This window comes from Acidovorax sp. 59, assembly GCF_002754175.1.
Classification (GTDB): domain Bacteria; phylum Pseudomonadota; class Gammaproteobacteria; order Burkholderiales; family Burkholderiaceae_C; genus Acidovorax; species Acidovorax delafieldii.
Genome location: NZ_PEET01000001.1, coordinates 2,646,178 through 2,667,950 on the forward strand (window position 1 = coordinate 2,646,178; position 21,773 = coordinate 2,667,950).

General features: G+C 66.0%; 19 protein-coding genes. 15 read left to right on the top strand and 4 right to left on the bottom strand.

Annotated elements, in window-relative coordinates:
- Positions 1–142 precede the first annotated feature (142 nt).
- From CLU87_RS11945 to CLU87_RS11980, 8 genes are all read left to right on the top strand, one after another.
- Positions 143–646 (top strand): hypothetical protein, encoded by a 504-nt coding sequence (locus CLU87_RS11945; RefSeq protein ID WP_099730578.1) that lies wholly within the window; start codon positions 143–145, stop codon positions 644–646.
- A gap of 104 nt (positions 647–750) precedes the next feature.
- Positions 751–1,221 (top strand): hypothetical protein, encoded by a 471-nt coding sequence (locus CLU87_RS11950; RefSeq protein ID WP_143227273.1) that lies wholly within the window; start codon positions 751–753, stop codon positions 1,219–1,221.
- Positions 1,218–2,645: a TolC family protein gene (locus CLU87_RS11955; protein WP_099730580.1), complete on the top strand. Its 1,428-nt coding sequence runs from the start codon at positions 1,218–1,220 to the stop codon at positions 2,643–2,645. The genes CLU87_RS11950 and CLU87_RS11955 overlap by 4 nt, the downstream gene beginning before the upstream one ends.
- A gap of 1 nt (position 2,646) precedes the next feature.
- The gene (locus tag CLU87_RS11960; RefSeq protein ID WP_099730581.1) at positions 2,647–4,029 is read left to right on the top strand and encodes a multicopper oxidase family protein; all 1,383 of its coding nucleotides are present in this window, start codon (positions 2,647–2,649) and stop codon (positions 4,027–4,029) included.
- A gap of 14 nt (positions 4,030–4,043) precedes the next feature.
- Positions 4,044–4,550 carry a plastocyanin/azurin family copper-binding protein gene (locus tag CLU87_RS11965; protein WP_099732151.1) on the top strand — a complete coding sequence of 169 codons (507 nt, stop codon included), beginning with the start codon at positions 4,044–4,046 and terminating at the stop codon, positions 4,548–4,550.
- A 16-nt stretch (positions 4,551–4,566) separates the two neighbouring features.
- On the top strand, positions 4,567–5,115 hold the full coding sequence (locus tag CLU87_RS11970) for a DUF411 domain-containing protein (protein ID WP_233193778.1): 549 nt from the start codon (positions 4,567–4,569) through the stop codon (positions 5,113–5,115).
- On the top strand, positions 5,112–5,483 hold the full coding sequence (locus tag CLU87_RS11975) for a copper-binding protein (RefSeq protein WP_099730583.1): 372 nt from the start codon (positions 5,112–5,114) through the stop codon (positions 5,481–5,483). Before CLU87_RS11970 ends, CLU87_RS11975 begins: the two co-directional genes overlap by 4 nt.
- Before the next feature lie 78 nt (positions 5,484–5,561).
- The gene (locus CLU87_RS11980) at positions 5,562–6,569 is read left to right on the top strand and encodes a P1 family peptidase (RefSeq protein ID WP_099730584.1); all 1,008 of its coding nucleotides are present in this window, start codon (positions 5,562–5,564) and stop codon (positions 6,567–6,569) included.
- Positions 6,570–6,706: 137 nt separating this feature from the next.
- On the opposite strand, the gene CLU87_RS11985 is transcribed toward CLU87_RS11980, so the two are convergent.
- A complete protein-coding gene (locus CLU87_RS11985; RefSeq protein WP_099730585.1) occupies positions 6,707–7,087 on the bottom strand; it encodes a tautomerase family protein in 381 nt (126 codons plus the stop codon).
- Between the two features lie 83 nt (positions 7,088–7,170).
- Between CLU87_RS11985 and CLU87_RS11990 the strand changes: the two genes are divergently transcribed.
- Positions 7,171–8,028, top strand: a complete 858-nt coding sequence (locus tag CLU87_RS11990) for a LysR family transcriptional regulator (protein ID WP_099730586.1) — start codon at positions 7,171–7,173, stop codon at positions 8,026–8,028.
- Between the two features lie 302 nt (positions 8,029–8,330).
- Positions 8,331–9,920, top strand: coding sequence for a methyl-accepting chemotaxis protein (locus CLU87_RS23625; RefSeq protein ID WP_099730587.1), 1,590 nt, complete (start codon positions 8,331–8,333; stop codon positions 9,918–9,920).
- A 39-nt stretch (positions 9,921–9,959) separates the two neighbouring features.
- Here the strand turns inward: CLU87_RS23625 and CLU87_RS12000 are convergent, their stop codons facing one another.
- Positions 9,960–11,543: an EAL domain-containing protein gene (locus tag CLU87_RS12000; protein WP_158236078.1), complete on the bottom strand. Its 1,584-nt coding sequence runs from the start codon at positions 11,541–11,543 to the stop codon at positions 9,960–9,962.
- Positions 11,544–11,780: 237 nt separating this feature from the next.
- Between CLU87_RS12000 and CLU87_RS12005 the strand changes: the two genes are divergently transcribed.
- From CLU87_RS12005 to CLU87_RS12015, 3 genes are all read left to right on the top strand, one after another.
- Positions 11,781–12,578: a lectin gene (locus CLU87_RS12005; RefSeq protein ID WP_099730589.1), complete on the top strand. Its 798-nt coding sequence runs from the start codon at positions 11,781–11,783 to the stop codon at positions 12,576–12,578.
- 9 nt (positions 12,579–12,587) lie between these two features.
- On the top strand, positions 12,588–13,085 hold the full coding sequence (locus tag CLU87_RS12010) for an EF-hand domain-containing protein (protein WP_099730590.1): 498 nt from the start codon (positions 12,588–12,590) through the stop codon (positions 13,083–13,085).
- Between the two features lie 216 nt (positions 13,086–13,301).
- Complete coding sequence (locus CLU87_RS12015) at positions 13,302–14,723, top strand: TAXI family TRAP transporter solute-binding subunit (RefSeq protein ID WP_099730591.1); 1,422 nt, start codon at positions 13,302–13,304, stop codon at positions 14,721–14,723.
- Positions 14,724–14,792: 69 nt separating this feature from the next.
- On the opposite strand, the gene CLU87_RS12020 is transcribed toward CLU87_RS12015, so the two are convergent.
- Both CLU87_RS12020 and ettA read right to left on the bottom strand, forming a co-directional pair.
- A complete protein-coding gene (locus CLU87_RS12020) occupies positions 14,793–17,321 on the bottom strand; it encodes a DUF1631 family protein (protein ID WP_099730592.1) in 2,529 nt (842 codons plus the stop codon).
- Between the two features lie 59 nt (positions 17,322–17,380).
- Positions 17,381–19,042, bottom strand: a complete 1,662-nt coding sequence (gene ettA / locus CLU87_RS12025; protein WP_056064117.1) for an energy-dependent translational throttle protein EttA — start codon at positions 19,040–19,042, stop codon at positions 17,381–17,383.
- Between the two features lie 298 nt (positions 19,043–19,340).
- On the opposite strand from ettA, the gene CLU87_RS12030 reads away from it, so the two are divergent.
- Together CLU87_RS12030 and CLU87_RS12035 are read left to right on the top strand one after the other, a co-directional pair.
- Positions 19,341–21,134, top strand: a complete 1,794-nt coding sequence (locus CLU87_RS12030; protein ID WP_056064120.1) for a DEAD/DEAH box helicase — start codon at positions 19,341–19,343, stop codon at positions 21,132–21,134.
- Positions 21,046–21,750: a nucleoside-diphosphate sugar epimerase gene (locus CLU87_RS12035; RefSeq protein ID WP_099730593.1), complete on the top strand. Its 705-nt coding sequence runs from the start codon at positions 21,046–21,048 to the stop codon at positions 21,748–21,750. The genes CLU87_RS12030 and CLU87_RS12035 overlap by 89 nt, the downstream gene beginning before the upstream one ends.
- Positions 21,751–21,773 lie beyond the last annotated feature (23 nt).

The window sequence follows — 21,773 nt, forward strand, 5'->3', positions numbered from 1 at the left end:
CGCTGACAAACGGGCAGACATGTTTCGTCACATGTTACTGCCCATGGTCGGAAAAGGCATTCACGATTTGCGCAGGGTTGCCCGCAGCGCCAGAAAGTGGTTACCTGCGGAACCTTGAGCGGCTCCGCCGTATCATTGAAGGATGCGTCGCGGCTTTTTCTTCCTGCTGATGGTGGTGCTGGTCCTTCGGGGCCTGACGGGCACGGCCATGGCGGCGGGCATTGTGGCTCCGCTGCTTCCTGCAGGCGCCGCGCAGCACACCGAGGTCCAACAGCCTACGGCGGAAGGCATGGTCCACGACCAGGGCCATCCCCACGATCATTCCGCAACCCTGGCGCAGGCCGAGGGCGTGGCACCCGCCGACGCCCATGCCCACCATGGCGCCCCGGCCGCTGAGCCCGGCATCGACCACACTGCCAGCCACTCTGCGGCCTGCCAGAACCCCGATGCGGGCTGCAAATCGGGCGACGACCACGACCACCACAGCGCCAGCTGCTCGGCCTGCGAAATCTGCCACTCGGCCATGCTGGGCCTGCCCGCATCGCTGACCCCCGCCCCCCTGCCCGCCGGAGCCCTGCTGCCCCTGGCCTCTGCGCAGTTTGACAGCGCCCCTGCGGCGCTGGCCATCAAACCACCCATCGCCTGATCTCCGACGCCCGAAGTGCGTCTGCCATAGCCTGATGGCCCCTGAACAACAGGGTTCGTCAGGCGGCAGTGCACTGTTTTTTGGTTCGTTGTCTGGAGATCGCCATGCGCGCCCCTGCCATTTTTCTCTCCTTGCCGTCGCCCGGGCCATCGTGGCCGATGCGATTGGCTTGTCTTGCCCTGTTGTCGCCCTTGCTGGCGCAAGCCCAGGGCCCATCTGCATCCGACGCTACCCGCGCCGATGCGCCCACGGCCCCCCTGCCGTACACGGCCATGCCGCCGCAGCCCCCGCTGGTGGACGCCTTGCCCACACCCCAGGCTTGGCGCCAGGCGCACGAGTCCGTGGGCGCGTTCCCGCGCGGCCATGCGGACATCGTGGCCTGGGAGGCGCAAAAAGGCTCGGCACCTTCCCCCACGCCCGCAGCCTCCTCCGCTACCTCCATGCCACACCATCCCCAGGGCATGCAGCACGGCATGCCGCATGGGAAGCAGCGTGGCACACCCCATGAGATGCACCACGGCAGCCCAGGGAGTGCCCACCCCGCCCACCACCCCGAGCCGAAGGGCAAGCCATGATCAGCACCCATCGCCTCTCCATACTGGCTGCCGCCACCCTGCTGGCGGGCTGCGCCAGCGTGTCGCCCGATGGCCTGCGCAGTGATGTCGCGGCCCTCACTGCGGGCCGTACCGCCGGTGTGCCCCAGGCGGCCTTGCCCGCCACAGACCCGAGCGCTCGCGCAAAGGCCCAGCAGTCCGTCGACAGCTGGCTCGCACAACCCCTGACACAAGACGCCGCCGTGCGCATTGCCCTGCTCAACAACCCCGGCCTGCAAGCCCGGCTGGCCGCGCTGGGCGTGGCCGATGCCGAGCGGGTGCAGGCCATCACGCTGCCCAACCCGCACCTGACCCTGGGGCGCTTCACCAACAGCCAGGAACGCGAGATCGAACGCACCCTGGCCTTTGGCCTGATGGACCTCATCACCCTGCCCTGGCGCACCCAGCGCGAGGCCGAGCGCCTGCAGATTGCCACGCTGCAGGCCGCGCAGGATGTGGTGCAACTGGCCGCAGACACCCGCCGCGCTTGGCTGCGGGCGGTGGCCGCTGAGCAGGTGGCCACCACGCACGACCGCATGGTGGAAGCCGCCGAGGCCGGGGCCGAGCTGGCGCACCGCATGGCGCAGGTCGGCAACTGGAGCCGCCTGCAACAAGCCCGCGAACAGGCCGTGCTGCACGATGCCACCCGCCAGCGTGCCCGCGCCCGCCTGGCCGCAGCCACCGAGCGTGAGCAGCTCAACCGCCGCATGGGCCTGTGGGGGCAGCAAACCCAATACCAACTGGCCCAGCAGCTGCCGCCCCTGCCCACCACCGCCTTACCCGCCGATGGCATCGAAGCCACCGCGCTGCGCGAGCGGCTGGACGTGCAAGCTGCCCGCCGCCAGCTGGACACCCAGGCAACGCGCCAGGGCTGGAGCCGTGCGGGCGCCGTGTTTGGTGACATTGGGCTGGCATACAGCCGCAACACCGCGACCGAACGCGACACCGGCCGCAGCGACATCAAGCGCGGCTGGGAGATCGAGCTGCCCCTGCCCCTGTTCGACTGGGGTGGTGCAGCCCGCACCCGCGCCCAGGCCGAGGTGGAGCAAAGCGCCGCCCAGCTGCAAGACACCGCCGTGCGCGCCCGCAGCGAGGTGCGCGCCGCCTGGCTCACCTACCGCACGGCCCTCGACCTGGCGCGCCAGCAGCAGGCTGAAGTGGTGCCCCTGCGCCAGCTCATCGCCGACGAGACCACGCTGCGCTACAACGGCATGCTGGCCAGCGTGTGGGACATGCTGGCCGAAGCACGCAACAGCACGCAGGCCGTGGCCAATGCCATCGAAGCGCAGCGCGACTTCTGGGTGGCCGAGACCGACCTGCAACTGGCGCTGACCGGCACCTCGCCCGGCGCACTGCAGGGCCTCACCTCCGGCGCCGCAGCCTCCACCACCCCACAAGGCCACTGACATGAACCGCCGCAATTTCTTTTCTGGCGCCGCCACGGCCGTGGCCGCAGCCTCCGTCAGCCGCGTGGCCCTGGCCGCACTGCCCGAGCCCGCCACGCAGTCCAGCGCCGACACCGCGCCACCGCTGCACCCGCCCACCGGCCGCCCCTACAACCCCGTGGTCACCCTGAACGGCTGGACCGCCCCCTGGCGCATGAACGCGGGCGTCAAGGAGTTCCACCTGGTGGCCGAGCCCGTGGTGCGCGAGGTGGCGCCCGGCTTCATGGTCAACATGTGGGGCTACAACGGCCAGAGCCCCGGCCCCACCATCGAGGTGGTCGAGGGCGACCGCGTGCGCATCTTTGTCACCAACCGCCTGCCCGAGCACACCACCATCCACTGGCACGGCCAGCGCCTGCCCAACGGCATGGACGGCGTCGGTGGCCTCACCCAGCCCGCCATCCAGCCCGGCAAGACCTTTGTGTACGAGTTTGTGGCGCGGCGCCCCGGCACCTTCATGTACCACCCGCATGCCGACGAGATGGTGCAGATGGCCATGGGCATGATGGGCCTGTGGATCACCCACCCGAAGGCCGCGCACCCGCACATCGCCAAGGTGCAGCGCGACTACGCCTTCTTGCTCAACGCTTTTGACGTGGAGCCCGGCAGCATGACCCCCAAGGTCAACACCATGCTGGACCACAACATCTGGTGCTGGAACAGCCGCGTGTTCCCCGCCATCAGCCCGCTGGTGGCGCGCCAGGGCGAGCGCGTGCGCATCCGCGTGGGCAACCTCACCATGACCAACCACCCTATCCACCTGCATGGGCACGAGTTTGAAGTGACCGGCACCGACGGCGGCCCCGTGCCCAAAAGCGCGCGCTGGCCGGAGGTGACCACCGACGTGGCCGTGGGCCAGATGCGGCAGGTGGAGTTCATCGCCGACGAACCCGGCGACTGGGCCCTGCACTGCCACAAGAGCCACCACACCATGGGCGCCATGGGGCACGCCGTGCCCACCATGATCGGCGTGGACCACCGGGGCCTGGTCGGCAAGATCCAGAAGATCGTGCCCGACTACATGGTGATGGGCGAGCGCGGCATGGCCGACATGGGCGCCATGGAGATGCCGCTGCCCGACAACACCTTCCCGATGATGACCGGCACCGGCCCCTTCGGCCCGCTGGAGATGGGCGGCATGTTCACCACGCTCAAGGTGCGCGCTGACCAACCCGCAGGCAGCTATGCCGACCCCGGCGACTTCAGGCAGCCACGCGGCACCCAGGCCTTTGAATGGCAAGGCGCACCGGCCGCCACACCACGCCCTGCACGCACCGACACCCCAGGCACCGCCCCAGGCGCGGCCAATGCACGCAAGCCCGCTGCCAGCGGCCACCAACATTGATGCCAATGATCACCATGAACACTATTAAATTCATAGCTGCCTGGGCAATATGCACTAGCGCATTCGGCACTTTTTCTGCCTATGGGCATGAAAACATGCCCCACCGCACCTCCACAGCCCCCGTGGTCAAAGAGCAAAAAGACTGGGGCATTGCAGGCGATGCCCGGCAGGTGCGCCGCACGATCACCGTGCGCATGGGCGACGACATGCGGTTCAGCCCCCGCCACATCGAAGTGCGCGAGGGCGACACCGTGCGGCTGCGCGCACAGAACAAAGGCCAGGTACTGCACGAGATCGTGATCGGCACCAAGGCGGAGCTGGACCAGCACGCCGAAATGATGAAAAAGCACCCGGGCATGGAACACGACGAGCCTTACATGGCCCATGTGGCGGCGGGCAAGGCCGGCGACATCGTGTGGCACTTCAACCGCGCAGGCAGCTTTGACTTTGCCTGCCTCATCCCCGGCCATTACCAGGCCGGCATGACCGGCACCATCACCGTGCTGCCCCGCCATCCATAACGCCAGGAGAAACACCATGACCCTCCAACGCCCTCGGGCTGCATCCGCGTCCATGACCGCGCTCCCCAGCCCTGCCCGCCGCCAATGGCTGGCCACCACCCTGCCTTTGCTGGGCGCGGGGTTGGCCGTCGCTTTGCTGCCGGTTGGGTCCCGCGCCGCCACCAACACGCCCACACCACTGGAGGTGTGGAAAGACCCCAACTGCGGCTGCTGCCAAGACTGGGTGGACAACATGCAAGCCAACGGCTTTGCCGTGAAGGTGCATGCCACCGGCAACAACGCCGTGCGCGCCCGCCTGGGCCTGCCGCCAAAACTGGGTTCGTGCCACACCGCGCTGGTGGGCGACTACCTGGTGGAAGGCCACGTGCCCGCCAGCGATGTGCGCAAGCTGCTGCAGCAAAAGCCCAAGGCCCTGGGCCTGGCCGTGCCGGGCATGCCCGTGGGCTCGCCAGGCATGGACGGCGCCGTGTATGGCGACCGGCGCGACCCGTACGACGTGCTGCTGGTAGCGCACGACGGCAGCACGCGCATCTTCAACAGCTACAACAAAAAGACATCCACATGACCCAGCACTTCTTCTCCATCCCGCTGGCTGCCGCCCTGTTTGTCCTGGTTGCAGGGCCCGCCCTGGCGCAGGCGCCCGCAGGGGCTGCCGCAGACAGCCACAGCAGCCACCACCCCGCCGCCACCGCACCGTCCGCGCCACAGGCGGAGTTGAGCGAAGGCGAAATCACCCGCTGGGACCCGCGCACCCTGCGCCTCACCCTCAAACACGGCGAGATCAAGAACCTGGAGATGCCGCCCATGACCATGGTGTTCCGCGTGGCAGACGCCAGCGTAGTCGGCGACCTGAAACCGGGTGACAAGGTACGCTTTCGGGCCGAACATGTCAGCGGGGCCTACCATGTCCAGCGGATCGAGAAAGCGCCCTGAAGCGGCTCCGCGCGCGGCACCGGGGCGCTGATACTGCGCAAGTGCAGCAAGGCTGCCCGGGCACCATAATCAGCGGCCATGACTTCCTCCAACACACTGGCTGGCGACGCTGGCAGCATCACCCGCGTGGCCGGCATCGAGGTCGGCCACTTCACCGAAACCCGCCGCCCCACGGGCTGCACCGCCATCATCACCCGCGAGGGCGCTGTGGCCGGGGTGGATGTGCGCGGTGCCGCACCCGGTACGCGTGAGACGGATTTGCTCCACCCCTCCAACCTCGTGGACAAGGTGCACGCCATCATGCTCGCGGGCGGCAGCGCCTGGGGGCTGGATGCCGCCACCGGCGCCGTGCGCTGGCTGGAAGAGCGCGGCGTGGGTTTCGACGTGGCCGTGGGCCGCCTGCCCATTGTGCCCGCCGCCGTGCTGTTCGACCTGCTGGTGGGCGACATGCGCGTGCGCCCCGATGCAGCGGCGGGCTACGCGGCGTGCGAGGCCGCCTCCACCGCAGACCCGGCCGAAGGTAACGTGGGCGCGGGCACCGGTGCGGCGCTGGGCAAGATCTTCGGCATCCACCGTGCGATGAAGGGTGGCATCGGTACCGCCTCCGTCACCGTGGACGGCGTCACGGTGGGTGCTCTCATCGCCTGCAATGCGCTGGGCGACGTGATCGACCCCGACACCGCGCAAGTGATTGCCGGGGCACGCACCGACGACGGCCTGCGTTTGCGCGACACGCGCCGCGCCCTGCTGCGCGGCGACCCGCCCCAGCCCCTGCTGGCGGGCACCAACACCACCATCGGTGTGGTCGCCACTGACGCGGTCATCACCAAGGTGCAGGCCCACCGCCTGGCCGTGGCCGCGCACGACGGGCTGGCCCGCAGCATCAACCCCGTGCACACCATGTCCGACGGCGACACCCTGTTCAGCCTGGGCACGGGCCGCAGCGGCAAGAGCCCGGGCATGATGGTGCTGGCCACCATGGCGGCCGAGGCCACAGCCATCGCCACGGCGCGGGCAGCACGGGCTGCGCGCGCCATCACTACCGCCGAGGGGTTGTACCTGCCTTCGGCCGCCGATCTGGGCTGAAGCGCAAAAATCGGCATGCGCCACGCAGACGGTGCGTGGCGTCTCCTTCGCGTTGGCACCGGCTGGCGTTGACTGGCATCTGTTGCCGGCTTCGCCCAATGTCCTGGAGCTGGCGGTTTCTGCCCCCGCGCCAGCCCTCAGGCGTATTGCGCCAGCCCGTGGCCGAAGGACCAGTTCTCCTTGGCCACCTCAACAATGTTCACGAACACATCTTCCGGCCTGAGGCCTGGGCTTTCGCCCAGAAGCTGGGCGATGCGCTGAAACAGCGCCTTCTTCTGCTCCAGCGCGCGTGTGTTGTTGGCAGTGATCTGGATGAACACCACATCGTCGCTGCGTGCCACGCCCAGGTACGACGGGCTGTAGCGGAAATTCGCGGCATCGTGCTCGGTCAGGGTCATGAACTGATCGTCCTCGGGCACATTGAAGGTCTCGCGCATGGCGCGGTACAGCGTGTCGAAAATCGCTTGCCGGTAGGCAGCGGGCTTGCCGGCACGCATGGCAATGTGGATGAGCGGCATGGAGGGTCCTTTTGTGAAAAGCTGGTGCCATGCTATCCATATTGATATGCTATTGATACTTATATCAACAATAACAAAAACATATCATGCAGCGCCCTCTGGATCTGGATGCCGTCGAGGCTTTTGTCCGTGTTGCCGAGCTGGAGAGCTTTACCCGAGCAGCCGAGGCCATGCAGACCAGCCAGGCCGCTGTGAGCCTCAAGCTCAAGCGGCTGGAGGACCGGCTGGGCTGCCGGCTGCTGGAGCGCACCCCCCGGTATGTGGAACTGTCAGCCCAGGGAGCCGCCTTCCTGGACCATGGCCGCGCACTGCTTGCTGCACATGAGCGTGCCCTGGCTGCGCTGGGTGAAGCACCGCAGCGTTTGGCCATCGGCATCAGTGACCACGTCGCCGGGCCTGAACTGCCCGCACTGATTGCCCGCATGAACGCACAAGACTCTCAGCTGTTGATCGACATCCGGATCGGCTCGTCGGGCGACCTGCTGCAAAGCTTTGACCGGCGCGAACTCGACGCGGCCATGGTCCGCATGCATGCCGGGCGCAGCGATGGCGAAGTGCTGGCCGAAGAGCGATTTGGCTGGTTTGCCGCGCCTCACTGGCAGCACCGCGCTGGTTCCACCCTGCCGCTGGCCACCCTGGCAGAGCCCTGCGGTGTGCGTGCGATGGCTGGAAAACTGCTGGATGCGGCCGCCATCCCCTGGCGCGAGGTGTTTGTGGGCGGCGGCGTGGCGGCAGTGTCCGCAGCCGTTGTTGCAGGGCTGGGCGTAGCCGCGCTGGCACCCCGCATGTTGCCCTGGGGCGCGGTGGACGTAGGTTCCCGGCTTGGGCTTCCTGCACTGCCAAGCCTGCCGGTGGTGCTTCACAGCCGGGCCCCGGATGGCCGACCCAGTGATGCCATTGCAGCACTGTCTGCCGCATTCAGAAGTGCGGTGCGCGGTTAGGGCAGGTCACGCCCGCCCTCGCTTACCCCTGCACAAGCAGGGTGCCCAGCGCGCCTTTCGCACCTTTCGGTCAAAAACTTCTTGACGCGCGCCGGAACCCCCAGAAGATCAGGGCCTGTGCACCATCGTGCGCCCAAGGCGGCGGCTGCGCACCGCCGCATCGATATCGCCAGAACGCCGCAGGGTGGCGGTGGCAACGTGTTGCGCCCCACGTTGCAAAAAGGTAAACGCTGGTTTCCAGCCGCTCCTGCGTGCTCCGAAAAAGCGCATCATCCCGTATCACCAGCTGGAGGGTCCATCGCATGAATGTCCTGCAGAACCTGAGCATCAAGACGCGTCTTGGTATTGGATATGTTGTCCTGACCTGTGCACTGATCCTGGTCGCCATCATGGGTATCCGTGGCGAGTCCATGACACAGGAGAGCCTGGACAACCAGGTCAATCACCTGAACGTGATCAAAAGCCTGGGCAACCGGGTGCTGGATACAGCCAATGCGAGGGCCGTGTCTGCCCGCAACCTGGTGATCGCGGGCTCCAAGGAAGATGCCGACGCGGAAACACGTCGCATTGGAATCGCACATGAAGGCATGGGCAAGGCACTCCAGGGAGTGGAAGAGGCCCTCAAGGTCGGCCCGCCTGAAACCGCCCCCCTCAACAAGCTGCTGGCCCAGATCAAGAACACCGAGGCGGCCTATGGCCCCGTGGCGCTGGAGATCACCCGGCTGGGGAGCCAGGGGGAAAAAGATGCAGCGATCAAGAAAATCAACGAGCAATGCCGCCCCCTGCTGACCAAGCTGGTGGCCGACATCGAAGCCTTCCTGGCCGAGAGCGACGCCATCAGCAAACGTGCCAGCCAGGAATCGATGCGCCAGTTTGAATCGCTGCGGCTGCAGCTGATCCTGCTCAGCGTGGCCATGGTGGTGTTTGCCTGCGTGCTGGGTGTGGCCACCACCCGCTCCATCGTCCGGCCCCTGAACGAGGCAAGCCAGGCGACGCGGGAGTTTGCGCGGGGCAACCTGGCCACCCCACTGGTGGCGCAGGGCAAGAACGAAATTGCTTCGGTAGTCACTTCGATGGAAGCCATGCGGCTGAGTCTTTCCAACCTGGTGGCAGGGGTGCGCCAGGGATCAGAAAGCGTATCGACCGCCAGCGCCGAGATCGCGCAAGGCAACCACAACCTGTCGATGCGCACGGAACAACAGGCTAGCGCGCTGCAGCAAACCGCTGCCTCCATGGAGCAACTGGGCTCCACAGTGAAGCAGAACGCAGACAACGCGATCCATGCCAACCGCCTGGCGCATTCAGCGTCGACCGTCGCGCAACAAGGCGGTGACGTGGTGGCCATGGTGGTGACCACCATGAAGGACATCAACGACTCCAGCCGCAAGATCAATGACATCATCAGCGTGATCGACGGCATTGCATTCCAGACCAACATCCTGGCGCTGAACGCAGCCGTGGAGGCTGCCCGTGCCGGTGACCAGGGGCGGGGCTTTGCCGTGGTGGCCAGCGAGGTGCGCAACCTGGCCCAGCGCAGCGCGGCTGCGGCCAAGGAGATCAAGCAGTTGATCACGGAAAGTGTCGGCCGCGTGGAACACGGCACGGCTCTCGTGGACAAGGCCGGCCACACCATGACAGAGGTGGTTGCCAGCATACGCAACGTCACCCACCTCATGGGGGAGATCAGTGCTGCCAGCTCTGAGCAAAGCTCGGGGGTCACGCAGGTGAGCGAGGCCGTCACGCTGATGGACCAGGCCACGCAGCAGAATGCGGCCCTTGTGGAGGAGATGGCTGCTGCTGCATCCAGCCTGCGTGGGCAGGCCGATGACCTTGTGAGTGCTGTGGCGGTGTTTCGTATTCACGGCAGCGGATCGGCGCTGCTGATCAAGTAGCGTCCCCCATCCCCTGCCGCGCCATCCAACAGGGCGGGATCAATCTTGCGCCGAGCCACGTGGTGAAACGGCTGGCTGCGGGCGCATGCCGGCCAGCAGATCATTCAGCGGCATGGCACGGGCAAACTTCCAACCCTGGGCCTGGCGCACACCCCGGGCAATCAGGAAGTCCACCTGGTCCTGAGTCTCGACGCCCTCGGCAATCAGTGCCAGCTTGAGCATGTGGGCCATTTCGATGATGTGGGTAGTCACCGGGCTGATGGCGGCTTGCGCGCCGATGCTGGCGATGAAGATGCGATCAATCTTGAGGGTGTCGATGTCGATGGACTCCAGCATGGACAGGCTGGAGTAACCCGTACCGAAGTCATCCAGCGCAATCGATGCACCGATCTGCCGCGCAGCCTGCAGCGCGGGCCGTGCAGCCTCGATGTCCACCAGCCCGCGCTCGGTGACCTCCAGCATGAGCGCGCCCGGCGGCATCTCCATGGCGCTGAAGCGCCGCTGCAGGTACTGCACGGGTCCGTCGGCCACCAGATCCTGGGGCGAGAGGTTCAAACTCACATGAAAACCCGGGCGTGCCTTGAGCATCTCGGGCAAGTCGGCCAGCACCACATCCATCACGTACCGCGTGATGTGCGCGATCACCCCGGCCTTCTCCGCTTCTGCAATGAATTCATCCGGGGGCACCAGGGTGCCGTTGCGGCGACGCCAGCGCAGCAGAGCCTCCGCCCCCACCCACTGGCCGGTTTCCAGATCCACGATGGGCTGATAGAGCACGAAGAACTCGCGCCGGCGCAGGGCCGCCCGCAGTCTGACGCGGGGCGACAACTGCCACCGGGTGAGCATCGCGACGCCCAGCGCAAACAGGGCACTGGCCACCAGCCCCAGGGGTGCCAGGATCAGCGCCTGGGCCTTGAGCCCTTCGTGGGCCAGCGCCTTGGGAGCCGCCGCGACCGCCGCCACATTGTTTTCCTTCGACACCCGAAAGACGATGTAGTGGGACTCGCTTTCAGCCACGTTGTTCACATGGGGCGTGTAGAGGTTCAGCCACTGGGTATCCAGCAGACCTTTGGACCGGATCAGCGCCCGGGGCGTGCTGATCAGAAGCCCCAGCGCGACATCCGCATGAAGCACAGGCATGTCAATCACGATGCCCGGGTGAATGATCACCGCATGGCCGTTGCGGGCGTAGATGTTGAAAGGCTGCTCCGGGGCAAAGGGCAGGCGGGCGCCAATCCAGGTGGAGATACCCGTCGAGGTGACCATGTGGTTGCCGGTGAGCGGTACCACCTCATTGCCCGTGGTGAGCGTGCTGCAGACTAGCGCTCCATCCCTCACCGCCCCCATGCCCTGCAGATAGAACGAGGTGCCCACCAGCTGCTGCATGCGTGTGAGGCTGGCCTGGCTGCAAGCGGGGTGCGGATCTCCGTCCAGATCGTTGAGCGCCGCCACCAGCTGCTGGCGCGAGGCCACGCCGCGTCGCAGCACCTCGTCTGCCAACGAGGTCAGATAGGCGACCTGGTCTTCCTTGGCCTGGCGGTGGGCCACCCACAGGGATGCAGCAATGGGGATGAGCGCCGCCAGCAGCAGTGGGATGGAGGCAACGACATAGAAGCGTTTCATCGGACACGGCAGTGGGTGGGTAGTACACAGGCAGACAATGGGCTGCCCCAGCGCGACGCCATCATGCACGAACAGCCCCCGCTGCTCCAGCGAGATTTCAGCCGATGGCGCCCCTGTCGCCGGGCGCACAAGCATCAGACCGTCCTATGATGCCGGTGACGGTTGGTGCCCTGGGCCGGGGCCCATGGCACCACACCCATCCCCATGGCCCCTGATCGGAACAAGGAGAGTGAACCCATGAGAGACCAGGCCTTTCGGAAACATGCATGGCTGCTGTGCCTGCCATTGCTCGTGAGCACCCCGGCGGCACAGGCGCAGGACCAGTTGGTGGATTTGCAGTCCAGCGGCGGCTACACCTCCTACCGCCTCGCGGACGACGTGACCCAGGTGGATCTGGTGGAACAAACCCAGGGGGCCTGCCGCTTCAACCGCACCTGGGGCTACGACCTGACCAATCGCGAGCTGTGGACCAACGGTGGTTGCGGGGGACGTTTCAAGATCACACGCACCTATGCATCCGGTAGCAACAGCGGCTCCAATGCCGGAGCAGCAGTGGCGGCCGTGGCGGCCATTGCCGGCATTGCGTTGCTGGCCAACCACAACCGGCACGACAACGACCGTCGCCCCGAGTACCCGGACTACCCCGGCCAGGGCGGGGACTGGGGGCGCGAGATCCGGGTGGACGGCCGCCTGTGCCTCGACGTGAGGGGTGGCAAATTCCAGCCCGGCACCACCCTGCAGGTGTACGAATGCAACGGGACAGCGTCCCAGCGTTTTGCGGTGGGGCGCGGCGGCGAGATCCGGGTGCGCGACCTGTGCGTGGACGTGGACCGAGGCGACCCACGGGACGGCGCGCGGGTGGTGCTGTGGTCCTGCTCGGGCTCGCGCAGCCAAAGCTGGTCTACCCTGGGTGGGCAGATCGTGAGCCAGCTCACCGGCAAATGCCTGGATGTAGACGCAGGCCAGGTCCGCCCTGGGGCACACACCATGGTCTGGCCCTGCAACCGCAGCCCCAGCCAACGCTGGTGGTGGTAAGGAGGTCCCATGCAAACAACTCTTCACTGGATCTGTGCAGGCGCCTGCGCCCTGGTGCTGGCAACAACGACGCACGCGGCCAATGCGGCCGACACCTCCATATCGTCGCCCACCACGCCACTACGCCCTGCCAAGGCGCACAAACCGGTGGCGCCAACCCTCACCCACCGGCTGCAGGCCATCTGCTCGGCAGCCGATCTCAATCATGACGGCAACGTGTCGCTGGACGAGTTCCACCAGGACATCGTGCAGAGCTGGCACAGCCTGGGGCCCGATGCAGAGGGCTACGTCCATCTCTCCCAGCTGGGCCAATTGCCCCGCATCGGCAAAGGCCAACTGAGGCGGCTGGCGGCAGCCGACAAGGACGGGGACGGAAAGCTGTCGTTCAAGGAGGTGGTGCAGGCACGCATGGCCTACTTCGAGGCAGCGGATGTGGACCAGAACGACATGCTGTCGCTGCAGGAATGCATGGCCTATGAGCGCCAACGCAGGCGCCTGCCGCAGTAGGAGCCCTCGCTGGCCGGCGGTTTCAGTCCTCCAGCTATCTGAGACCTGGGCGACTCCCGGTGCGGGATGCCCGGAGCTGGTGCGCGTCGCCGCCACGCCTGCCTGGATAATCCACCGGCTCGCAGATAGCGAGATATGGCTCCGGGTCCACCCAGGGGCCGCGTCACCCCATCCAGGCATACCGCCGCCCCGTTTCGCTCTGTTTGTCCATCCCCCATGCCCCAGGCCTTTCGCAACACTTTCCTCACTCTGCGCGATCTGATTGTGTCAGCAGGCCCCCTCGCCTTCTTGGCGGTCGGGCTGCTGGTGCTGGCCTATTGGTGGCTCAACCCCAATCCCCCCAAGACGGTGACCCTGGCCACAGGCCCTGCCCAAAGTGCCTATGAGGAGTTTGGCAAGCGCTACCAGAAGGCGCTGGCGGCGGACGGCATTGATGTGGTTCTGCTGCCCAGCGAGGGCTCATCGCACAACCTGCAGCTTCTGCGCGACGGCCAGGCCGATGTCGCTTTTGTACAGGGCGGCACAGCCGAACTGCAACCCGATGATCCGGACAACCTGGTATCGCTGGGCAGCCTGTTTGTAGAGCCGCTGTGGCTGTTCTACCGCACCGATACAGCAGAGCGCATGCACAACGCACCCCGGCTCGATGGCCTGCGGCAGCTACGCGGCTGGCGGGTCAATGTGGGGTCGGAGGGCAGCGGCGTGCCCACGCTGATCGAGCGGCTGCTGCAGGCCAACAAGGTGGAGCCCAGCGCAGTCAAGCTATCGCACCTGGAACAGACGCCCGCGACGGTGGAGTTTTTGGCGGGGAGGCTCGACGCCTTGGTATTTGCCTCGGCGCCTGAATCCCTGATGGTGCAGATGCTGCTGCAAACGCCTGGCGTGCAGCTGCTGGATTTTGCGCAGCACGAGGCCTACGCACGGCGGTTTCCGTTCCTCACCCCCGTGACCTTGCCACGCGGGGTGGTGGACCTCGCGGCCAACGTGCCCCAGCGCGATGTTCGGCTCGTGGCCACCACCACGTCCCTGCTGGCGCGCGACGGCACGCACCCCGCCCTGCTGACCCTGTTCGCCCAGAACGCACAAAAGCTGCACAGCGGCGCAGGCTGGTTCAACCGGGCGCGTGAGTTTCCCAACACGCGCGGCAGCGAGCTGCCGATTGCCAAGGAGGGCGACCGCGCCATGAACGAGCCGGTGCCCATGCTGCAACGCTACCTGCCGTTCTGGATGGCCAACCTGATTGAGCGCATGTGGCTGGTGCTGGGCATCTTGCTGGCCATCATGCTGCCGCTGTCGCGCATCGTGCCGCCGCTCTACCAGTTCCGCGTGCGGTCGCGGGTGTTTCGCTGGTATGGCCGCCTGCGCGAGATCGAAAACGACCTGGAAATGGGCAAAAGCGACCCCGCAACCCTGCTGCGCACCCTCGACGGACTGGAAGCCCAGGCCGAAAAGGTGAGCGTGCCTCTGTCGTATGCGGACGAGCTGTATGCCCTGCGCAACCACATCCACCTGGTGCGCAAAAAACTGCTGCGCGCGTCGGAAGGGGCTGGAGGATCTGCTGACCACAGCACGCCGGGCGAAGGGATGACGAACAACAGCGTGACGGAAACAGGGAGTGCAGCAGAAACTGGGCGTTGACCAGCTCTTCAGCGGCACAAGGCCGCTCGCGGCCTCAAGGTGGCACCCGCAGCGCGCGTGTCTGTGCGATCAGCGATTCTTGGGTGACTTGGCACCCGAAGCCGGGGCCAGGGGGGCGGATTTGGACAGCGGCGCCATTTTGGAGCCGAAGCCCGTACGGCCCTCGGACGACTTGCGATCTACCCCGCCCGTTTCCGTAGAGCCCGAAGCGCGGACCGCAGGCTTGGCGGGCTTGGGCGGCTGGGCCGGCACCACGCGCAGCGAGCCTTCGGCCGCCAGCTTGTCGCGCATGCGGCGGGTCATGGACTGGGTGCTGGCATCCGGCGCAGTGAACAAAAACAGGGTGCCATGCGGGCTGGCCCAGGTCAGCTGGGTGCGCACCACCCGGCCATTGGTCACCAGCTCCACCCAGGCCCCGATGACAAAATCAGCGTAAGGGTCCGGGGTGTCCAGCGGCGCCTGGGCACTGTCCTGCGGTGCAGGAGCGGACGCCTCTGCCGATTCGGACGGCTCTGTCGCCTCCGGGGCCACTTCGGGCTCTCCCGCAGGGGCGGACACTGGGGCAGGAGCCGGTTTTTCAAAAGCGGCCTGGTGCAACGCCACGAGCCGCTGCAAGAATGCGCTGGTCTGCACCGCAGGGTAGTTGATGGTCTTGAGGCCCTTGCGCAGCTTGGCCAGCAGGCCGGGGATGGCTTCGTTGAGCCGGTCCGTCTCCTGGCGCGTGAGGTCAGGCTGCGCAGTCCACAGCAACACAGGAACCAGCGCCAGGTAACCGCTGGGGTCATCTTCCTGGCTATCGTCACTGCGCATCACCTGCGCCAGCGCCACCACGTCAGCCCAGGGGCCCGCCGCAAAATCCAGCACGTCCGACGGCACCTTGTCCACATCCGGCAGCTTGCGGATATCGGCTGCGATCTTCTCGGCCAGCAGTTCGCGCTGCTCCGCCTGCAATTTGGCTTTCTGCTCGGCCTCCTGCTGGGCCTTGATCTTTTGCTCCTGGGTGTCCCAGGCAGACTGCAGCGCTTTGAGCACGGTGTCGAACGGCCCCGCGTCCTTGACCTCATGGGCAGACAGGTGGCCCACAGCCTCGGTCACCAGTCGCATGAAGCGGCTGAAGCCAGGCTCTGTCTCGGCGGTGAATGCCAAGCTGCGCTGCGTAAGCTCATCAAGCAGGCGGCGCGCAGGGTGGCTGCTGTCGGTAAAAAACCGGCCGTCGTGGTGCACCAATTGCTTGAGCGCAGGCTCCAGGCTCTTGACGGCCTGCTGCACAGGGGGCAGCAAACGGGCGTCCTGGGAGATGTTGGCCATCATGCGCCCCACCACCTCCACCGCCATGGCGGTGGACTGGGTAGCAGCCTCCATGGGCATGGCTGCATAGACCACCGGCGCAACGCCAGGCCCACGCCAGCCTGCGAGAGGCACGGGCAAAGAGCCCGCCTGGCTGACCGTGCCCCCACCGGCAAGACGGCCCACCAGGCGCTCCAGCTGCGCCATGTCTTCAATCGCTTCAGCGGCCGCACCCGACGGGTAGTAGCCCCCGGCCAACGATGACTGAGCGCTGGCGGCTCCCGCGCGGGGGTCCACCCAGCCCGGCTGACCCGCGCCGCTGGGCATGACCACCGCCTGTGCGGGCACGGCGCCGTAGACCGGAGGAGGGGCAAATGGATCACCGCCCGCCAACATCTGGCGCAGGATGCCGACCGTGAGCAATGCCTCTTCGGCAGCGTCCACGGGCACAGGCACCATGGCACCCAGCTGGGAGTCGCCGCTCCAGCCTGTGCTGGGGCCCATACCACGCCCATAACCTGTGTTGCCATAGTCGCTCATGGGCGCGTTCATTGAGGGGCCGTACCCGGAATAACCGCCCCCGTAACCCGTACCGGGCCCGCCATAGCCAGACCCACCGTAACCGGTGCCTTGGCCGCGACCGCCGCCCGCAGGCGTGCCCAGCACTGCGTAGCCCACCGGCTGTACGCCATGCTCACGCAAGCTCTGGGCGGTTTTTTTGTATTCTTCGGCCAGCAGCTTCCCGAGCAGGTCGCGCATGTGCTGCATCCACAGCTGCCGTACCTCGGCCGAGACGCCGGTCTCACCCACCACCTGCTGCAATGCACGGATGTAGCTCTCGGGCCGCAGAGGGTTGCGCTCGGGTTGCACGCTGCGCAAACCTTGCGCAGCGCTCACCAGGGTGTTGAGTTCGGCCAGTACGGCGTCGGTAGCATGCAGCGCAGACTGCTGGGCCTTGGACAGTTCCACCTGGGCCTGCATCTCGCTTTCGTCCATGAGCGAAAGCTCGCCAAAGTCCATGCCGGTGTCATCGGCCGAACTGCGCCCCTTGGCGACCGCAGGGCCTTCGGCAAATATTTCCAGCAAGGCCATGGGATAGCCCTTGACCAGCGCAGCCTCGTGCTCGTTGAGCAGCCGCAGTGCATCACTGAACAAATTACGCTGCTGGATGTTGCGGCTGGCCGACTCCTCGCTGGTCAAGGCACTTTGGGTGACCTTGACGAGCTGCCCCATCAAGGCCTCGCCACCGCGAACGGCGTTGACAACGCAGGCGCGGAAAACGGCTCTCAGACGCGATGCGGGCAGGGACATGGTGGGAGGGAGGAATCGGACAAGAGGTTTCCAGATGCAATCCTACTTGACCTCGGCCTTTATTTGAGGGCCTTGAAACGCATCCGCTTGGGCTTTGCACCTTCTTCACCCAGCCGCTTCTTCTTGTCGGCCTCGTACTCCTGGTAATTGCCGTCAAAGAACGTCCACTGGCTGTCACCTTCGGCGGCCAGAATGTGCGTGGCGATCCGGTCCAGGAACCAGCGATCGTGGCTGATAACCAACACTGTGCCCGCGTATTCGAGCAAAGCGTCTTCCAGCGCGCGCAGGGTTTCCACGTCCAGGTCGTTCGAAGGCTCGTCCAGCAGCAGCACGTTGCCGCCAGCAATCAGTGTCTTGGCCAAGTGCAGACGGCCACGCTCACCGCCCGACAGCATGCCCACCTTCTTTTGCTGGTCGCCACCGTTGAAGTTGAAGCGCCCTGCGTAAGCACGGCTGGCCATGGTGAACTTGCCGATGTTGATCATGTCCAGGCCGCCGGAGATGTCTTCCCACACGGTCTTGTCGTCCGACAGGGCATCGCGGTGCTGGTCCACAAAGGCCATCTTCACGGTCGAGCCGATCACCACCTCACCGCTGTCCGGCTGCTCGCGGCCCGCGATGAGCTTGAACAGGGTCGATTTACCGGCCCCGTTCGGACCGATGATGCCCACGATGGCACCCGCAGGGATAGTCATGGACAGGTTGTCGATGAGCACACGGTCGCCGAAAGACTTGGTGACGTTGTGGAACTCAATGACCTGGGTGCCCAGGCGCTCGGCCACAGGAATGAAGATTTCCTGGGTTTCGTTGCGCTTTTGGTATTCGTAGTCGCTCAGTTCCTCGAAACGGGCGATACGCGCCTTGCTCTTGGCCTGACGGCCCTTGGCGTTCTGGCGCACCCATTCCAGTTCCTTCTTCAGGGCCTTGGCGCGTGCCTCCTCACCCTTGTTTTCAGATTCCAGACGGGCCTGCTTTTGGTCCAGCCAGGTGCTGTAGTTGCCCTTGTAGGGGTGACCGTAGCCGCGGTCCAGTTCCAAAATCCACTCCGCGGCGTTATCGAGGAAGTAGCGATCGTGGGTGATGGCCACCACGGTGCCCGGAAAGCGGTGCAGGAACTGCTCCAGCCAGTCCACCGATTCAGCGTCCAAGTGGTTGGTGGGTTCGTCGAGCAGCAGCATGTCGGGCTTGGACAGCAGCAGGCGGCACAGCGCAATGCGGCGCTTTTCACCACCAGACAGCAGCCCGACCTTGGCGTCCCAAGGAGGCAGGCGCAGGGCATCGGCAGCGATTTCGAGCTGGTGCTCGGAGTCAGTCCCCGCCGTCGCAATGATGGCTTCCAGGCGAGCCTGTTCAGCGGCCAGTGCGTCAAAGTCTGCATCGGCCTCGGCGTAGGCGGCGTACACCTCTTCCAGCTTGGCCTTGGCGGCAAACACCTCGCCCATGGCCTCTTCCACGCTTTCGCGGACTGTGTGCTCCGAGTTGAGCTGAGGCTCCTGGGGCAGATAGCCGATCTTGATGCCCGGCATCGGAATGGCTTCGCCCTCGATTTCCTTGTCCACGCCGGCCATGATCTTGAGCAGCGTGGATTTGCCCGAGCCGTTCAGACCCAGCACACCAATCTTGGCGCCCGGGAAAAAGCTCAGGGAGATGTCCTTCAAGATCTGCCGCTTGGGCGGCACGGTCTTGGAGACGCGATTCATCGAATAAACGTATTGGGCCATGGAGGGTTCTAGCTTGCGAAAGTGGGCAGGAAGTCTGCATCCGAGCAGGTTCAGAGGGCCATTTGGAGCATTCCAAAAAGACGCCGAACGCGCTCTCAAACCCTAGATTATCGGTCCATGCGACAATACCCCCGTTGTGGGCTCCAGTTGCCCGCCACATCAGCACACTGCTGGGGACGAAGGAAGCCACGCTTCCGGGCTCCCAATCCTGAACCTCATCAGCCTGAGACTGGCTCAGCAACCTCCCGGTTGCACGACAGGCGGATACCCAGCGCCCCGGACGGGCGCATCCAACGACATGACATTTGACGAACTGAACCTGGCTCCTGCCATCCTGAAGGCCGTGCACGAAACGGGCTATGAAACCCCCACGCCCATTCAGGCCCAGGCCATTCCCGCCGTTCTGGAAGGCCACGACCTTCTGGCCGGCGCGCAGACTGGCACCGGCAAGACCGCTGCGTTCACCCTGCCCATGCTGCACCGCCTCTCGCAAGGCACGGCACCCAAGAACAAGTTTGGCGGCAAGGGCATCCGCGCCCTGGTGCTGACCCCTACCCGTGAGCTCGCGGCCCAGGTCGAAGAATCGGTGCGCGAATACGGAAAGTACCTGGACATCAACTCCACCGTGGTCTTCGGTGGTGTGGGCATGAACCCGCAGATCGACCGCATCAAGCGCGGCGTGGACATCCTGGTGGCCACCCCTGGCCGTCTGCTGGACCTGCAGCAACAGGGCTTCCTGGACCTGTCCACCGTGCAGGTGCTGGTGCTTGACGAAGCCGACCGCATGCTCGACATGGGCTTCATCCACGACGTGAAGAAGGTGCTGGCCCTGGTGCCCAAGGACAAGCAAAGCCTGCTGTTCTCGGCCACCTTCAGCGACGAGATCCGCGAGCTGGCCAACACCCTGCTCAAGAACCCGCAAAGCATCCAGGTCACCCCGCGCAACACCACGGTGCAGCGTATTTCGCAAGTGATCCATCCTGTGGGCCGCGGCAAGAAAAAGCAGGTGCTGCTGCACATCATCCAGCAACACAACTGGAGCCAGGTGCTGGTGTTCACGCGCACCAAATTCGGCGCCAACAACGTGGCCGAGTTCCTGACCAAGAACGGTGTGCAGGCCATGGCCTTGCACGGCAACAAGAGCCAGAGTGCCCGTACGCAGGCCTTGGCGGGCTTCAAGAGTGGCGAGATCCGTGCCCTGGTGGCCACCGACATCGCCGCACGTGGCATCGACATCGATGACCTGCCGCACGTCGTCAACTACGAAATCCCCAACGTCTCCGAAGACTATGTGCACCGCATCGGCCGCACGGGCCGCGCAGGCGCAACGGGCGAAGCCGTGAGCCTGGTCTGCATGGACGAAGAAGGTTTCATGATGGACATCGAGCGCTTTACCAAGCAGCAGATTCCTGTCCAGGTGATCGAAGGTTTTGGCCCAGAACCCGGCGAGAAGGCGGAACCCATCGCCATGGGCCGCCAGACCATCTGGGGCGGCGCAGGCAAGCCCCCGAGCCGTGATGTGATGCAGGCAGCCGCCAAGGCCGCCCGCAGCGAAATGATGGAGCGCATCCGCACCAACAAGGCAGGCCAGGGCGGCGGCCAAGGTGGGGAGCGCGGCCCCCGTGCAGGCAACGGTGGTGGCGGTGGTGGCCGTTCCGGTGGCGGAGCTCCACGCAACGCCCAGGGTCCAGCCGGCGGCGGCCGCGGAGGCCAGGGTGGTGGCCGGGGTGGTGCCCGTGACGGCGCCGCCCAGGCACCTGCGCGCAGCCGAGGCCCACGCCCCGAAGGCGGCGGTGGTCATCGCTACGATGACGCACAACCCCCCCGCGCCAATGCGCACCTGGGCACACACCTGGGTCACAGCAACCCAGGCCATCGCAGCTCGGGCCACGGTGCGGGCGGTCAGCCCGACCCCATGCGCACCAGCGTGGACAGCATGGCTGAACGCGGCCGCCGTGGCGGCGGCGGTGGTGGTGGGTATCGCAACTCTGGAGGTGGCGGCTATGGTGGCGGATCAGGCACGGGTGGCGGTGGTGGCCGGGGCAACGGGCCTCGTGGGCCAGGCGGTCCTCGCGGCTCTTTTAACCGCTGAGACGCGCAAAGCGCCCCCTGCCAACGCCACGGACGCAGCGGGCGCCAGCATCCATGTGCTGCACGCCAAAGGGCGGCGTGCGCCAGCGCTGAACCATCCCCGCCTGCAACTGCACGCGGTGGATTTTGCGGCGATGCCCGCCTTGCCGCACGTCGATGATGTTTACATCACCCTGGGCACCACCATGGCTGCAGCCGGCAGCCAGAGCGCGTTCCGTGCGGTGGACTATGACGCCGTGATGGCCACGGCCCGCGCAGCGCGCGCGGCGGGCGCCACCCGCTGTGGCGTGGTCACCGCCATAGGGGCCAATGCGCAATCGCGCATCTTTTACAACCGCGTCAAAGGCGAGGTCGAGCGCGACCTTCAGCAGCTGGGTTTTGAGACGCTGGTCATTGCACGCCCATCCCTGCTGATGGGCGAACGCCGGGCGCTGCAACAAGCCCACCGGCCCGCAGAGTCCCTGTCGCTCAAACTGTTTCAGTGGCTGAACCCGGTCCTGCCCGCCAACTATCGTGCCCGCCCCGGGGCGGAGGTGGCCCGTGCGCTCGTCCGTGCCGTACAGTTGGGCCGACCCGGGCTGCAAGTGCTGTCCGGCCGCGCGCTGCAGGCCAGTTGATACAGGGAGCAGCCGTCGTGACC

Coding starts and splice junctions, on each gene's coding strand:
- CLU87_RS11955 (WP_099730580.1), top strand. CDS start 1,218: ATGATCAGCACCCATCGCCTCTCCATACTGGCTGCCGCCACCCTGCTG.
- CLU87_RS12015 (WP_099730591.1), top strand. CDS start 13,302: ATGCCCCAGGCCTTTCGCAACACTTTCCTCACTCTGCGCGATCTGATT.
- CLU87_RS11960 (WP_099730581.1), top strand. CDS start 2,647: ATGAACCGCCGCAATTTCTTTTCTGGCGCCGCCACGGCCGTGGCCGCA.
- CLU87_RS11965 (WP_099732151.1), top strand. CDS start 4,044: ATGAACACTATTAAATTCATAGCTGCCTGGGCAATATGCACTAGCGCA.
- CLU87_RS12000 (WP_158236078.1), bottom strand. CDS start 11,543: ATGAAACGCTTCTATGTCGTTGCCTCCATCCCACTGCTGCTGGCGGCG.
- CLU87_RS12035 (WP_099730593.1), top strand. CDS start 21,046: ATGGTGGCGGATCAGGCACGGGTGGCGGTGGTGGCCGGGGCAACGGGC.
- CLU87_RS23625 (WP_099730587.1), top strand. CDS start 8,331: ATGAATGTCCTGCAGAACCTGAGCATCAAGACGCGTCTTGGTATTGGA.
- CLU87_RS12005 (WP_099730589.1), top strand. CDS start 11,781: ATGAGAGACCAGGCCTTTCGGAAACATGCATGGCTGCTGTGCCTGCCA.
- CLU87_RS11950 (WP_143227273.1), top strand. CDS start 751: ATGCGCGCCCCTGCCATTTTTCTCTCCTTGCCGTCGCCCGGGCCATCG.
- CLU87_RS12020 (WP_099730592.1), bottom strand. CDS start 17,321: ATGTCCCTGCCCGCATCGCGTCTGAGAGCCGTTTTCCGCGCCTGCGTT.
- CLU87_RS11975 (WP_099730583.1), top strand. CDS start 5,112: ATGACCCAGCACTTCTTCTCCATCCCGCTGGCTGCCGCCCTGTTTGTC.
- ettA (WP_056064117.1), bottom strand. CDS start 19,042: ATGGCCCAATACGTTTATTCGATGAATCGCGTCTCCAAGACCGTGCCG.
- CLU87_RS12030 (WP_056064120.1), top strand. CDS start 19,341: ATGACATTTGACGAACTGAACCTGGCTCCTGCCATCCTGAAGGCCGTG.
- CLU87_RS12010 (WP_099730590.1), top strand. CDS start 12,588: ATGCAAACAACTCTTCACTGGATCTGTGCAGGCGCCTGCGCCCTGGTG.
- CLU87_RS11970 (WP_233193778.1), top strand. CDS start 4,567: ATGACCCTCCAACGCCCTCGGGCTGCATCCGCGTCCATGACCGCGCTC.
- CLU87_RS11945 (WP_099730578.1), top strand. CDS start 143: ATGCGTCGCGGCTTTTTCTTCCTGCTGATGGTGGTGCTGGTCCTTCGG.
- CLU87_RS11985 (WP_099730585.1), bottom strand. CDS start 7,087: ATGCCGCTCATCCACATTGCCATGCGTGCCGGCAAGCCCGCTGCCTAC.
- CLU87_RS11980 (WP_099730584.1), top strand. CDS start 5,562: ATGACTTCCTCCAACACACTGGCTGGCGACGCTGGCAGCATCACCCGC.